Origin of the sequence: Aliiroseovarius sp. S1339 (assembly GCF_023195695.1) — a bacterium.
Lineage (GTDB): Bacteria > Pseudomonadota > Alphaproteobacteria > Rhodobacterales > Rhodobacteraceae > Aliiroseovarius.
The window spans coordinates 125,024-139,227 of the sequence record NZ_JALPQG010000005.1 but is presented as its reverse complement, the minus strand read 5'-3'; the positions used below and the strand labels follow the sequence as shown (position 1 = coordinate 139,227).

Annotated in this window: 10 protein-coding genes and 1 tRNA gene; 6 read left to right on the top strand and 5 right to left on the bottom strand. The window is 56.6% G+C overall.

The window, feature by feature from the left end; translation table 11 throughout:
- Nucleotides 1–13: 13 nt before the first annotated feature.
- A complete protein-coding gene (locus MUY35_RS09190) occupies nt 14–490 on the bottom strand; it encodes a Hint domain-containing protein (protein WP_248366389.1) in 477 nt (158 codons plus the stop codon).
- Nucleotides 491–647: 157 nt separating this feature from the next.
- Between MUY35_RS09190 and MUY35_RS09185 the strand changes: the two genes are divergently transcribed.
- On the top strand, nt 648–1,211 hold the full coding sequence (locus tag MUY35_RS09185; RefSeq protein ID WP_248366385.1) for an isoprenylcysteine carboxylmethyltransferase family protein: 564 nt from the start codon (nt 648–650) through the stop codon (nt 1,209–1,211).
- Between the two features lie 1,021 nt (nt 1,212–2,232).
- Here the strand turns inward: MUY35_RS09185 and MUY35_RS09180 are convergent.
- On the bottom strand, nt 2,233–2,955 hold the full coding sequence (locus MUY35_RS09180) for a response regulator transcription factor (RefSeq protein ID WP_248366383.1): 723 nt from the start codon (nt 2,953–2,955) through the stop codon (nt 2,233–2,235).
- An 84-nt stretch (nt 2,956–3,039) separates the two neighbouring features.
- Here MUY35_RS09180 and MUY35_RS09175 point away from each other — a divergent pair, with 84 nt between their 5' ends.
- The 5 genes from MUY35_RS09175 (at nt 3,040) to MUY35_RS09155 (ending at nt 10,865) form a co-directional block, all read left to right on the top strand.
- Complete coding sequence (locus tag MUY35_RS09175; RefSeq protein WP_248366380.1) at nt 3,040–5,229, top strand: ATP-binding protein; 2,190 nt, start codon at nt 3,040–3,042, stop codon at nt 5,227–5,229.
- A 215-nt stretch (nt 5,230–5,444) separates the two neighbouring features.
- A complete protein-coding gene (locus tag MUY35_RS09170) occupies nt 5,445–6,506 on the top strand; it encodes a cytochrome c peroxidase (RefSeq protein ID WP_248366362.1) in 1,062 nt (353 codons plus the stop codon).
- Between the two features lie 13 nt (nt 6,507–6,519).
- Nucleotides 6,520–7,638, top strand: coding sequence for a cytochrome c peroxidase (locus MUY35_RS09165; RefSeq protein WP_248366359.1), 1,119 nt, complete (start codon nt 6,520–6,522; stop codon nt 7,636–7,638).
- Nucleotides 7,635–8,186 carry a Rieske 2Fe-2S domain-containing protein gene (locus MUY35_RS09160; RefSeq protein ID WP_248366356.1) on the top strand — a complete coding sequence of 184 codons (552 nt, stop codon included), beginning with the start codon at nt 7,635–7,637 and terminating at the stop codon, nt 8,184–8,186. Before MUY35_RS09165 ends, MUY35_RS09160 begins: the two co-directional genes overlap by 4 nt.
- 15 nt (nt 8,187–8,201) lie before the next feature.
- Entirely contained in the window at nt 8,202–10,865 is a 2,664-nt protein-coding gene (locus MUY35_RS09155; protein WP_248366353.1) for an arsenate reductase (azurin) large subunit, read from the top strand.
- A gap of 832 nt (nt 10,866–11,697) precedes the next feature.
- Here MUY35_RS09155 and MUY35_RS09150 read toward each other — a convergent pair.
- The 3 genes from MUY35_RS09150 to MUY35_RS09140 form a co-directional block, all read right to left on the bottom strand.
- Nucleotides 11,698–11,774, bottom strand: a tRNA-Arg gene (locus tag MUY35_RS09150).
- A gap of 160 nt (nt 11,775–11,934) precedes the next feature.
- A complete protein-coding gene (locus MUY35_RS09145) occupies nt 11,935–13,035 on the bottom strand; it encodes a CaiB/BaiF CoA-transferase family protein (RefSeq protein WP_248366338.1) in 1,101 nt (366 codons plus the stop codon).
- On the bottom strand, nt 13,028–14,185 hold the full coding sequence (locus tag MUY35_RS09140) for an acyl-CoA dehydrogenase family protein (protein ID WP_248366335.1): 1,158 nt from the start codon (nt 14,183–14,185) through the stop codon (nt 13,028–13,030). The genes MUY35_RS09145 and MUY35_RS09140 overlap by 8 nt, the downstream gene beginning before the upstream one ends.
- Nucleotides 14,186–14,204: the final 19 nt, after the last annotated feature.

Genomic DNA, 14,204 nt, shown 5'->3' with positions numbered 1-14,204 from the left:
AAGTTGCGCTCGCTCATTCCACACTAGGTTTGTGGATTTTCAAATGGCGTTCGATGAGCTGTTTCTGCAACTCATCTGGCGGGATGCGACGGGCTGGCACCGGGACATGATCCACTTCGGTGACTTCCGGAAAAAGGGTCAGGATATCGTCTCGCGCTTCAGAGCCGAGCGCCCTTAGCGCGTCGGGTCCAGTAAGCAGGCTTTCGGTTGGTGCGCCTTCTGCAAAGATGACCTCGTGTTGGTCGAAAAGCATGTGGAAATATGTGACCGAGCGAATTGTGTCATCGACGAAAATGTTCGGCAGATCCGTAAGCTTTATCGCCGGTACGAAAACGTCCTGCACAGCAAACACCCGTTTAACGATTTGCGAACGCACAAGCTTCTGGTGCTGTCGCGAAACCAAATGATCGCGCGGGGGCAGCCCGGCCCCCAACGCTCCCGCAGAAATCCGGCCGATCATGGCGCAGGGCTCACGGTCCTGACTGGACATTGGGCTAAGCGTCCATCTCTGCGGCGCGGCTTCCCCAGACTGGCCAATCATCCATCGTGCAGCATTTCCATTTCCAGAATGACGGCAGTGCGGACCAATGGGTCATTCATTCCCATGATCCAGTTGCCAAGGCAAACTGCCTATCTAAGATGCGCGTATGATTGATCTCCTGCTTAGCACGCTTCCCATTCTGACGTTCATATCAAGCTCCATTCTTTTGGCGCTTGTTACATATCAACTCATCAATCCGAATTTCAGATTTTGGCCGCCTCCTGAAGGCCAACCAAGAAAAAAGATAGTGTTTATGACCCTGTTTCGGATCGTGGTCTACGGGTCAATCATTTTCTCGATACTCTATGTTTGGCGCATCGGGTTGCCTGTTTCTGCGCCAGCAAAGTTTCTGGCCATCCTGTTGTTTGCTTGCGGCTTCGCCATTGCATTTGGCGCAACGATAGCGCTTGGTTGGGCTAACGCATTTGGGTCGAAAGAAGGGCTGCGCACCGACGGGTTATTTCGATACTCACGTAATCCAATTTATATTGCTACTTGGTTCGGCCTTGCCGGGTGGGCTTTGCTCATCCCTGTTTCATTTGCAATCGCAACGTTGATGATTTGGGCACTGATCTATTTGGTTGCCATATTCATAGAGGAACGTTGGCTTGCGCGGGAATACGGGGAACAATTCCGCGAATATCGCCAAGCGGTTCGGCGGTTTTTCTGATCAAAAAGCAAACGCTGCTTCAACCTTTTAGTTACATGGCAACAACTGGTTGATGTCCATTCTGCGAATGGCCGTTGACGATGACTGTGAGAACACCAATCAGGTAGCGTCCATTCCTGCATCGCGCAGCATCTCATCTACGAACAGCGGCGATGCGAGACGAAGTGCGCTTTCACAGCCGATGAATGAATGGTGGTTTCCGCTGTGAAGCTCTGTAAGCCGCGTGGTCGGAAATACGCCACTGCCGACCCAGAGGGTTATGGGCCGAAGGCTACAGCTTACCGGCAGGCTCCTGCGAAACCCCTATCGAGGCAGGCCGACGCCCTGCCATACCTGAGGAATTCTGGCTCCTAGGGGTTCGGGCTAAACCGAATGTCCCGTCGTCGCGTCAGGGTGAAGGCGCGGCCTTCCCCCTCGGGCAACCCCATTAGACAAGGCCGTGTCCTCGCTGCGCTGCGGGCCGCACCACTTTTGTCGAATAGCATTGCCACGCCCCCATCCGCGTTCGCCACGTGGCAGATCAGCAGGAACAGGCGGCTTCGCCGTCTGTCCTGCAAATCAGCCCTGCTTTTTTTTAAAAAGGAAGTCAGATCAACGCAACAGGCCAAGCGGGCAAATGAGGGGATTGGGTCACGCTATGACACTTGGGTCAGGTTCGTATGACATTCCACAAATATGTGGAACGTCACGAACCTTTGACTCTTTTGGCGCCCAAAACCTCAGGAAACAAGAAAATCACGTCATTCAATATTGACCCAAACGTCAAGCAATTCTGACCCAATACGAAAAGCGGCCCTTAGTGCAGAGCGCGGCGAAGGTCAGGAACGAGCCCAGAGTGTGAATTCGATTTTCTCGCTGCGCGCGTTCGCAGCGAGAAAAAAGCGGCAGATGTATGATCATCCGCGCGGGCATAAGGGCGACAGTCGGTGGCATTTCATGATGTTAGGACGGTTTGCCTCAAACCAAGATAGCCTCGCTCAATTAAAAGTAGAAGGTTGCATGAATCCTCTGTGAGGAGCGCTTAGGAGACGTTTAAAATACTTGCTGCAATCGTATAGCCCACGCCGTGGACTGTGCGGATCAAGGGCGCTTCACCGTCCCCTTGGCCCAGCTTGCGGCGCAGACGCACCATGTGAGCGTCGATCGCGCGATCGGTGACGGCGGTGGAGTTGCCGTAGAGCGCCTCAAGGATCTCCGAACGCGCCAGAACTTTCCCCGGGGTGTCCGTCAACGCCAGCAACAAGGCGTATTCCGTTGACGTCACGTTGATCTCGGTGCCGTCGTCTCTCAGGCTGAGCATGCGAGACACCAAGTCTATCCGGAAGCCGGAAAAATCGCGATACCGTTCCGGGGCGCCTTCGAGAACGGGGGCATCATCCGCGCCGCTTCTGCGCAGAACTGATTTGACGCGTGCCAGCAATTCGCGGGGCTCGAACGGCTTGGTGATATAGTCGTCCGCCCCCAGCTCCAGCCCAATAACCCTGTCAAAAACATCATCGCGCGCCGTCAGAACAATGATCGGCAAGTTAGAGTGTTTTCGAAATTCCCGCGTGAGTTCGAACCCGTCACCATCCGGCAAACCGATGTCGAGAACAATCAGGTTAAACTCCTGATGTTCCATAGCAAGTCCCATCTGACTTGCCGTCCCGGCGGTTGTGACCCGATAGCCTTGCTTGCTCAGAAAACGATCCAAAAAAGATGTCAGCTGCCGGTCGTCATCGACGACAAGAATTCTCTCAGCCATTGACCTCACCCCTCTTTCAGTCCTTCTTGATGTCGCTCAAATACACCGGCAGTGCAACCGGTTCGCCTGATCGGGAAGAAGACGATGCCTATTACACGGAGCAGATTAATCGGCTTGGCCGCGTCTATTCTGCTCATCTCTACTGTTGTAACGGGTCTGTTTCTTGGCATGCAAACCCGGGCTCAATTCAAGGAAGTTGCCGCCAGTTGGGCCGGATACACCGATGAAACCGCCAAGAAGGGTGACTGGATCAGCTCGCTGCGGGGTTACCTTGGCTATGGCGGTATCATTCATAATTTCAAAAACTACGTGCTACGAGGGGAAGAGGTCTATCGAAGCCGCGTTGTTGTTCAACTGGAACAATTCGACGCTGTGCTCAGTAACTACCTTGCTGAACCTTTGCCGGACGAAGAACGCCTTGCCCTGACCGCCATAGCCGCCACAATCGCGCAGTATGAGGCGAAACTGCCAATAGCAACCAAGGCCGCGCGCGAGGGTTGGCCTGCTGCACAAACAGATGCGCTGGTCCGCGTCGATGACAGCGCCGCAATCTTTGCGCTTAGCAAGTTGGAGCAGATTTGGCAGCAAAACCGTGATCTGAGCACCAAACGTGTCGCCGCGGCGGTTTCCACCGGGCAAACTCTTATTGGTGTTGGCTTCGTGTCGATGTTCGCGCTTGTGACGGTTGCCCTGTCGCTGGGATTTCTCATGATGCTGCTTCTGCGCGATATGCGGCAAGCGATGGACAACTTGTCGGAAGAGTTGGTCCACAGACGCCGCCTTGAACAGTCACAAAAGCTGTTGGCAGAGACGGTCGAGCAAAGCCCCGCAACAATCTTGATCACGGATACCGATGGCCATATCGAATACGCCAATCCGAAATTCATTGAAGTTACCGGTTGGAGCCTGAACGAGTTGACGGGCAAAACCCCCAGAATGCTCCAGTCCGGCGATACACCGGACACGACCTATGGCGATATACGCAAGAACCTGATGCGTGGCGAGCCGTGGCACGGTGTGTTTCGCAACTTGCGAAAATCAGGCGGCAGCTATTGGGCGGAAACCACGATCTTACCGCTCAAGGGCGCAGACGGCATGGTGCGTAATTTCATTGGCATCGGAGAGGATATCACCGAAAAGCGCCGCGCTCAGGAGCAAGTGACCCGTGCCCAGAAGATGGAGGCCGTGGGCCTTATGGCAGGCGGTATCGCACATGACTTCAACAACATCCTGACAACAATCATTGGCGCGGCGCATATGGCCTCCCTGGATGCGGAAGAGGGCAGTGACCTCGCTGGCGAAGTTGAACAGATCGACATCGCCGCCCGGCGGGCGCAAAGTCTTGTGCGCCAGCTTCTGACATTTGCCCGCCGCGAACCGGGCGTTGCTGTTGCCACCGATCTTTGCGCCGTAATTGGCGAAGTTGCCCGCTTGCTGCGCGCCGCCATGCCGCCCACGATTGTTATTGAAACGCCAGATCGCGACTGTCCAAGCTCTGTTCTGGCGGACCCGACCCACCTGCACCAGATCCTTATGAACTTATGTTCCAATGCCGCTGAAGCCATTGGCGGTAAATCCGGATTGATCAAAATTTCGGTCAGCCCACCAGAGACAGAGCCGCCGGGGCTGGCTGCGCGCAACGACGGCTGGGTCAGACTTACCGTCGAAGATGATGGCCAAGGCATGTCACAGTCTACTTTGGAAAGCATTTTCGCGCCGTTTTTCACAACCAAGCCAATCGGCAAGGGGACAGGTCTGGGCCTGGCTGTTGTTCAAGGGCTTGTTCAGGAGATGGGCGGGCAGATCACGGTCGACAGCAAGCAAGGGCAGGGCGCGCGCTTTATCCTGTGGTTGCCAGCGGCTGGTCAATTGGCGCTGGCCAAAGTCCCACAAGCCGAAGCCCTGCCACGCGGTCGCGGCCAGATCCTGATCATTGATGACGAAGTCGAAGTCGCGTCGATTTTCCGGCGCCTTCTGCAGCGTCTTGGCTATCAGGTTGAAGCTTTCAGCCATGCCACATCGGGCCTTGCAAGGTTCCGCGACAACTCGGATCGTTACGATCTGGTCATCCTTGATCTGGTGATGCCGGAAATGTCGGGTGATGAAGTGGCCGCTGAAATCCGCGCGCTGCGCCCGCAATGCCCCATCTTGTTCTGTTCTGCCTATCGCAAAAGCGATCTGGACTTACATGGTCCAAAGCCCGGCTTCCTAAATAAGCCTGTCGAACCCTCACAGCTTGCACAGCGCATCAAAGAGATGCTGCAAACAGCCTGACAGTCGCCCAAAACGCGCCGTCACAAAATGTCACAAAATATCGCAAATTGTAACTCTGCCCGAAACAAATCAGCGCAAGTGCCTGCCTATGCTTTTGGGAGCAATCAGGGGTGATCTGCGTCTCAGGACATGTGTTTGAACGCCCTTGATCGCTCTTGAGCCGCATCAACTGGGAGGTCTTTGCAATGCGAAGCAGGCACTTTACGAGATATCAGATGTTGAAAGGAACCGCGGCTTTGCTGCTTGTTCTTGCGTCAGCCCCTGCAACAGGTCGGGCCGCAGATTTTGCGCCTTTACCCGCACCCAATGAGGTCAACCAAGCCAAAGCAAAACTGGGCGAGATGCTGTTCTTTGATGACCGCCTTTCTGGCGATGTCGGCAATTCATGTTCGTCCTGTCACGACCCTGTCAATGGCTGGGGCGACGGTCAGGCGCTGTCTGACGCCTATGCAGGCGGCGTGCACTTTCGCAACGCGAAATCCCTGTTCAACACCTCGTTCAGCAACGTGCTGATGTGGGACGGCCGCCTTGACGGCGCCGACATGAGCACCGTCTCGCGCGATATGATGACTGAGAGTCACACCATGCACATGGACAGCCGCCTTGCACAGGAACGGCTGAAGCAAGTGCCGGAATATGTTGAAATGTTCGAGGAAGCCTTTGGAGGTGATCCTTACGGTGGCAAGATTTACAGCGCGCTTGGCGAGTATCTCAAAACCATTCGAACCGAAGGCGCGCCCTTTGATGCCTATCTGAATGGCGACCAGGCTGCGCTTTCTGAAGCAGCAACGCGCGGCATGGATTTGTTCGCTGGCAAAGCAGGCTGCATCGAATGCCACAATGGCCCAACGCTCTCGGATGGTGGTGTTCACGCCACGGGCGTTCCCGGCAACACCGAGCTGCAAGAGGATGCAGAGCGCCAGATCATTATGCTGCGCTTCTTCGCCACCCTTGGCACGCCGAACTACATGAACTTGCGTGAAGATGCAGGGCACTATGCGGTCACAAAAGATGATGGCGACGACGGTAAATTCGCGACGCCCTCGCTCTGGGATGTGGGCCAAACTGCGCCCTACATGCATTCCGGCGTCCACGCCACACTGGCTGATGTTGTTGATTTCTATAACGCAGGGAACGAGCAACTGCCCGCGCTGGACCTCACCAACGAAGAGGCGGCCGATCTTGTCGCCTTCCTTGAAAGCCTGACAGGTGACGCGCCGAATGTCGCCGTTCCAGAACTGCCGGACTACGCCATGCGCGTTGTCGGCGAGAATTGAGGAGGTGCCCGATATGAAAAATAAAGCAAAGCAACTGCTGGGGCAGGTCGCCCTGATCTCGTTCGTCAGCACAGCCGCGATGGCGCAAGACGTCCCGCCGCTGGCAACCCTCGGCCCGGCGCCGATTCCTGCCGATAACCCGATGACCCCAGAAAAGATCGCCTTGGGCGAAAAACTGTTCTGGGATGGGCGCCTGTCTGGCAACGGCGCGATGCCCTGTTCGGCCTGCCACCTGCCGGATGCGGGCTGGGGCACTGCTACTCCGATATCGTTCGGCTATCCGGGCACGCAGCACTGGCGCAACAGCCAGACGATCGTGAATTCGGCGTATTACAACAAGCTGTTCTGGGATGGCGCAAGTCGCAGCCTCGAGTTGCAAGCCAAGGCCGCGGCTGGCGGCGGAGTTGCTGGCAACGGTGACGGCTCGATGATGGAAATGCGTCTGCGTTTCGTTCCGGAGTATGTTGCGGCCTTCAAAGAGGTGTTCGGCACGGTGCCGCACATTTCCGCGGCGTGGATGGCAATTGCCGCCTATGAGCGCACGATTGTCACCGACGCCACAAAGGTGCCTTTCGACCGTTTCCTTGCGGGCGATGAAACGGCAATGAGCGATGAAGCCAAACGTGGGATGGAGCTTTTCAACGGTAAGGCAAACTGCATCTCGTGCCACAACGGTGCGCTGGTTTCAGACCAGAAGTTTTATAACATAGGCGTCCCAGCGGCGGCGGAATTCGAAGAAGACCCGCTGTATCAGATCACCCTGCGTTGGGAGCTCTACCAGAAGGGCGGGCGGCATGAGGACTACAAAACCGGAGCCGACGATCTGGGACTTTATCACCAGACCAAACGGCCGGATGACAAGCACAAGTTCCGCACGCCGTCCTTGCGCGAGCTGCGCTGGACAGAACCCTTCATGCACAACGGTGGCTTAGAGACGCTGGCCGATGTGGTCGCCTTCTATAACGCAGGTGGCGGCGAAGGTCAGACAGCAGGTCTGACACCGCTTGGCCTTAGCAGTGAAGAGGAAGCGGACCTGGTCGCTTTCCTAGAGGCGCTGTCAATGGATGAGCCTCTGCTTCTTGATGAACCAGAGCTTCCCGAAACCAATACATGGGCGGAGTTTGCAAAATGAACAAGCCAGTAGAAGCCAAAGGCGCAGGCCTAAACCACGCCTGCCAATCCATTAGCCGCAGAAACTTCCTGATCCTTGGCGGCGCATCTGTAACCGTGCTGGCCACGGTGGGCCGCGGCGCTGAGGCGCAAGAGCTCGTCTCATCGTCTTATACGCGCAAGGTTATTGGCAAAGTGTCCGCGCTTGAAAAGGGCAAGGCGATTTCTTTCAACTACCCGACCGATGATATCGAAAACCTCGTGATGATGCTGGAAGAAGAAGCCGGCGGGGGCGTGGGTGAGGCGCGCAACATTGTCGCCTTCAACACCATCTGTCCACATATGGGCGGCTACATGGGCGAGGCTGAGTTCAAGTCGCAGCACTCTGTGCTGGGGCCGTGCCCCTTGCACTTGTCGACGTTCGATCTTTCGCGTCACGGGATGATCGTTTCGGGTCACTCTTCGGCCAGCCTGCCGCAAATCATCTTGGAAATTGACGGTGACGATATCGTCGCAACAGGCGTGATGGGTCTGTTTTACGGCTACAGCCAAAACCCCTCGGGCGCTTGAGGCAAGGAGACAAAAATGACTAGCAATGTACAAAACAGAAATTCCGTTCCGCTGCCTCCTCCCAATGCTGAGGTGATCACGACTGCGTGCAGCTATTGCATCGTTGCGTGCTCCTATAAAGTCTACCGCTGGCCAGTTGGCTCAGAAGGTGGGACAAACGCCGACCAAAACGTCTTTGGCGTCGATTTTCCAAGCGGCGGTGTGCCTTGGATCGCGGAATCGCAGCACAACATCGGTATGCACGAAGGTCGCCAACACCATTTTGTGGTGATCGCGGATCCGGATGCAGAAGTGGTCAATCGCGACGGCAACCATTCGGTGCGCGGCGGAACGCTGGCACAAAAGATCTATAATCCAGAAACGCCAACACGCGACCGTCTTAAATACCCGATGATCCGCATTGGCGGTGTTCTGACGCCGGTCAGCTGGGATCTCGCCACCGATGTGATGGCGGAAGTGTCCAAACACGTGCTTGAAAAACATGGTGAACATGCGTGGGGGATGAAAACCTACAGCTATGAGTATTTTGAGAACACCTTCGCCATTCGCAAACTGGTAGACCGCGCCATTGGCACACCTGTCTATGCGCCGCACGACAAACCACAAAATGCAGAAGACGCCGCAGGGCTTGACGATGCTGGTATAAACTCGTTCGCGGCCTCCTATGATGATTGGGGGAAATGCGATGTGGCGTTCCTGTCTGGCGTCGACCCGTATGAAACCAAAACGGTGCTGTTCACCGAATGGATGATGCAAGGCGAAAACCCGGACAAGACGATGATCTTCGTCACCCCGCACAAGACGATGGGCGTTGAATACGGCCTCAAGAACGGTGGTCTTTGGCTTCCCATCATTCCCGGTACAGACACGGTGCTGCATCTGGCGCTTGCCAAGATCATCATCGACAATGGCTGGCAGGATCAGGAGTTCATCGACAATTGGGTGAACACGAAGTGGGAAATCGAAAGCGGCTTTGGCCGTGGCACGCGCAACACCCGCTGGCAGTGGCGCACCACATGGGGGCGTTGGCAGTCCGACTGGGAAGATTTCCAGAAATTCATAGCGAACGAGCCCGCCGCAGAACTGGCCGAGGCTTCGCGGATCACAGGCATTGACGCCGAGTTGATCCAGCAAGCAGCCGAGATGATCGCCAAACCACGCGAAGACGGCACACGGCCTAAAACCTCGTTCATGCTGGAGAAGGGCAACTACTGGTCTAACAACTACATGAACACGGCATCGCTGGCCTCTGTTGGCCTGATATGCGGCGCGGGCAACCGCCCCGGCCAAGTGATCAGCCGTGGCGGCGGACACCAGCGCGGCGGGATGAACCCCGGCGGAGGCAAAGGCTTCCTTTCGCCCGAAAAACACCCCGGGCGGCGCAAGAAGGCGCTGAATGTGGACCGCTGGGTGATGGACGGCAAAGTGAAGTTTTTCTGGACCATCGGGTGCACATGGTTCGCGGCCATGCTGGCAAGCCAAGAACTGGCCAGCCGTGTTGCAGACCTCACGGTGCGCAATGAACATCAGCCCCGCTCGGTTGACCGCGATCACCTGATTGAAGTCTTCAAAGCGCGCGCTGACAGTGGCGGCATGATGCTGGTGGATAGCGATATCTACCCTGTTGATCCGCTTAACACGCAATATGCCGATATCGTTCTGCCGGCTGCCGGCTGGGGCGAAGTGGACTTCGCGCGCTGTAACGCCGAGCGTCGCCTGCGCCTGTATGCCAAGTTCAATGACGCACCGGGCGAGGCGAAACCCGATTGGTGGGCGATCGGCCTGTTTGCGCAAAAAATGGGCTTTGCCGGGTTTGACTGGAAAGAGTCAAACGACATCTTCGAAGAAGCCTCGCGCCATTCGCGCGGCGGCGTGCTCAGCTATCATGTGCTGGCGCAAGAAGCGAAGAAAGAAGGCAAGAAGGCGCATGAAAAACTGCGCGAGTTGGGCACCACTGGTATCCAGACGCCGATCAGACTTATTGACGGTGAAATGGTCGGCACGAAACGCCTGCATGATGCGTCCAATGATTGGGGTGAGGTTGAAGGCGATACATACGACCAGAAGTGGCTGTATGCGTTCGGCACGCACACCGGGAAAGCCAACATGCTGAAAACCCCGTGGGAAAATGACAGCTGGTCCGATTTCTACGAGGCGATCAAGCCCCGCGCCGAAAAGGGCGAGATATGGATTACCAATGGTCGTGTGAACGAGACCTGGCAATCTGGCTTCGACGACCTGCGCAAACCATATCTGGCGAAGCGCTGGCCATGGCCGCACATCGTAATCCACCCTGACGACGCAGCCCCAGCGGGCATCGAGTCGGGCGATTTGGTCGAAGGTTTCAACGACACGGTCTATGTCCAATCGGGCGAACCGGTCGGGGTTAAGTCGGACGACCTGAGCTTTTCCAAGCTCATGGAAAACGGCCACATCAAGACCACAACAGGCCAGTTCGTCGCCGTCGCCATCGTCTCGGACGAGATGCGCCCGGGCGTTGCCAAGGCTGCGTTCAACTACCCGGGGTCTATGGCAAACTCTGTTTGCCACGCAGTGCCAGACCCTGTTTCTGGCAACTATCGTTACAAGCTGGGCCGCGGTGTGCTGCGTAAGATCGGCGAGAGTGCCTACAAGGACAACTTCCTTGAAATGTCGCTCAAGCCACGTCCTATCAGCTGAATGATCGCGCCGCCGCCGGGGTTTACGGCGGCGGTGGTCTTTTATTGGCGACACTTGGGCTTATCTTACGTTCAGCGAACGGAATTGAGTGTCACACTCACGGACGAAGACCCAAGCCGCGGTTTCTAAAGCTCTGCTACGAATGTTGGCTCTTGCTATTGGCCAATGCCGTCGCAGCGAAAGGGTGCTTTGTCCGCGTCTCGACTGTTTGGGCAGACCGTAGCGAAAGCCAGTTTGAGATCTGCCGAGATCGGCGCGTGTGAACGACCGGTTTGGTGAAACGTACTGTGCTTCCAAATATGCGATGCTGCAATTGCGAGTGTTCTCTGCGTCAGCAATAGCTGCACCGGCACAAGTCTGGTTTGTCCCGCATTGCGGTCGTCGTAGAATGGCGTCTCGAATGGCAGGTTTCGCAACCGGTGGGTGATCGGCGGCGGTATAACAAAGCGTGAACGACGTCTAAGGGGTGTTATGTGAACCGACCGCAGGTTGAGTGGGCTACTCGCCGCCACTTGACGTGAGCTATCCTTCATGGCCACACAGATTCATTGGTGACAAACCGGGCGGTGCGAATGCGCCGCCCAGCATCAAGTCACGCGATTCATTCTCCGCGGGTTTTCTCGGTCAGAAGACAAGACCACATCACATCATTCAGATGTTGACAGCCGATCGTACTCTACTGAGCATCACCGCCACGGGGACTTCGTGCGAACTCAAATAAAGGGTTCGAACCGGATATCCGCGGTTTGACCACAAACATCCGGTTCGTGGTGAATTGGGTCAGTTTATGACGCAAAGGTCAATTTCGTCTGACGTCCTACAAAATAGAAAATGGCGCTCTGGGGAGGATTCGAACCCCCGACCCCTTGATTCGTAGTCAAGTACTCTATCCAGCTGAGCTACCAGAGCGCGGTAGGCGGGGATTTAGCGGTCCCGCGCGGGGTTTGCAAGGGCAAATTGGGAAATCGGGATGTCTTTTACGGAGAGTGCAGGGGCCATGGCGAAGACATGGGTGCTCGGTCATGTTGCCCGCCGGAATGCCTGCCTTTCGCGCGCGCCCAAATGCGGATTAGGACCAACGGGCGAGCACGTCTTCCACGGATTCTGGCTGCCGTTCTTCCCCAGCGACTGCCCGTCCGTCTGACGTTGACAGCTTTGGCGCGGCCTCTGGTTGGACGACGCCACTGATCGTGGTGAAAGCATTGCGGGCTTTGTTGTGGGGGTGGTTGGGCGCTTCTGCAAGCGACAGGACAGGTGCACAGCAGGCGTCTGTGCCTTCGAGCAATGCTGCCCATTCATCGCGTGACTTTTGCTTGAAGCGTTCGGCGATGGCGCCTCGCAGTGTGGGCCAGCCTTCAACATCCATTTGTTCGGGCAGATCGTCACTGTTCAACCCCAATCGCGACAGAAGCTCGGTGTAAAACTTGGCCTCCAGTGCGCCGACGGACATGTGGCCGCCGCAGGCGCATTCATAGACGCGATAGAAGGGCGCGCCGCCATCCAGCAGGTTTGCTTCGCGTTGATCCGCCCAAAGATGCGCACCATGCATCGAATAGATCATTGCCATCAGATGCGCGGTGCCGTCGGTGATTGCGGCGTCGACAACTGACCCCTGGCCCGCTTCGCGCGCAGCATGAAGGGCGGCGAGCATCCCGGCCACCAGATACATCCCGCCGCCGCCGAAATCGCCCAGAAGGTTCAATGGTGGCACCGGCGCGTCGCCCCCAATTGCGTGAAGCGCGCCGGTGATCGAGATATAGTTGATGTCATGCCCTGCTGCCTGCGCCAGTGGCCCGGATTGTCCCCAACCGGTCATCCGCCCATAGATCAGCTTTGGGTTGGTTTGCGTGAACGCCTCGGGGCCTAGGCCAAGACGTTCCATCACGCCGGGGCGCATGCCTTCGATCAGCATGTCGGCATGGTTGATCAGGTCACCGGCGGTGTCGCGGTCGGTTTTGTCCTTTAGGTCCAACTCGACAAACCCGCGCCCTCGGTTCAGCACGTCCATCTTCTGCGGGATAAGTGGTTTGAGGTTGGGGCGCTGGATGCGGACGACGTCTGCCCCCATATCCGCCAGCCACATCGCGGCGAATGGTGTGGGGCCAAGGCCCTGAACCTCGACCACCTTCAGGCCATGCAGTGGGCCGTGTCCGCGTTTTTTTTCAGACATCAATCGACCGGGCGATCAGCTCTTTCATGATCTCGTTGGTCCCGCCATAGATCATTTGAACGCGCGCATCCGCGTAAAGGCGCGCGATCGGGTATTCCATCATGTAGCCATAGCCACCGAACAGTTGCAGGCATTCGTGCATGACCTCGTTCTGCACTTCGCTGCCCCAGTATTTCGCCATCGAGGCCGTGGGCGCATCAAGCGTGCCGTCAATAAGCCGTGCAATCCCGTCATTGACGAAGCTGCGCAGCACCTCGGCTTTGGTCTTGCATTCGGCCAGCTTGAAGCGCGTGTTCTGAAAATCCATCACACGTTGTCCGAACGCTTTGCGATCCTGCGTGTACGCGATGGTTTGTTCCAGCGCGAAATCAATCGCACCAAGGGCTTGGATCGCGATCAACAGCCGCTCCCACGGCAGTTGTTTCATTAGTTGATAGAAGCCTTGGCCTTCCTCGGACCCAAGCAGGTTGGTCTGGGGGACTTTCACATCTTCATAGAACAGCTCGGATGTGTCATTGGCCTTCATGCCCAGCTTTTTCAGGTTCTGGCCGCGCTTGAAGCCGTCGCACTGATCCGGCTCGACGACGATCAATGAAATACCTTTCGATCCGGCGTCCGGGTCGGTTTTGCAGACCGTGATGATTAGATCGGCAGCCTGCCCATTGGTGATGAAGATCTTTGACCCATTGATTTTGTATTGATTGCCGTCCTTCTCGGCACGGGTGCGCACAGCCTGAAGGTCGGACCCGGTTCCTGGCTCGGTCATGGCAATCGCGCCGACGATTTCGCCCGACGCCAGACCGGGCAGCCAGCGTGCCTTCTGTTCGTCAGTGCCATAGGCAGTGATATAGTGAACCACGATTGACTGGATGCCATAGCCCCAGCCACAATCGCCCGTTCGGGTTTGTTCATAGATAACAACGCTTTCAAAGCCCATATCGCCACCTGCGCCACCGAAGTCTTCGGGAATGGCGCCGCCCATGATCCCGGCTTGACCGGCTGTGCGCCAGAAGTCGCGGTCAACGATCCCCTCATCGACCCAACGTTCGATGTTCGGTGTCAGCTTCTCGGCAAAGAACCGGTTGGTCATGTCGGCGAACATACGGTGTTCGTCGCTGACCCACGCGGCGGATGGTGTGAAAAGGCTCATGATCGGCTCCGACATAAAA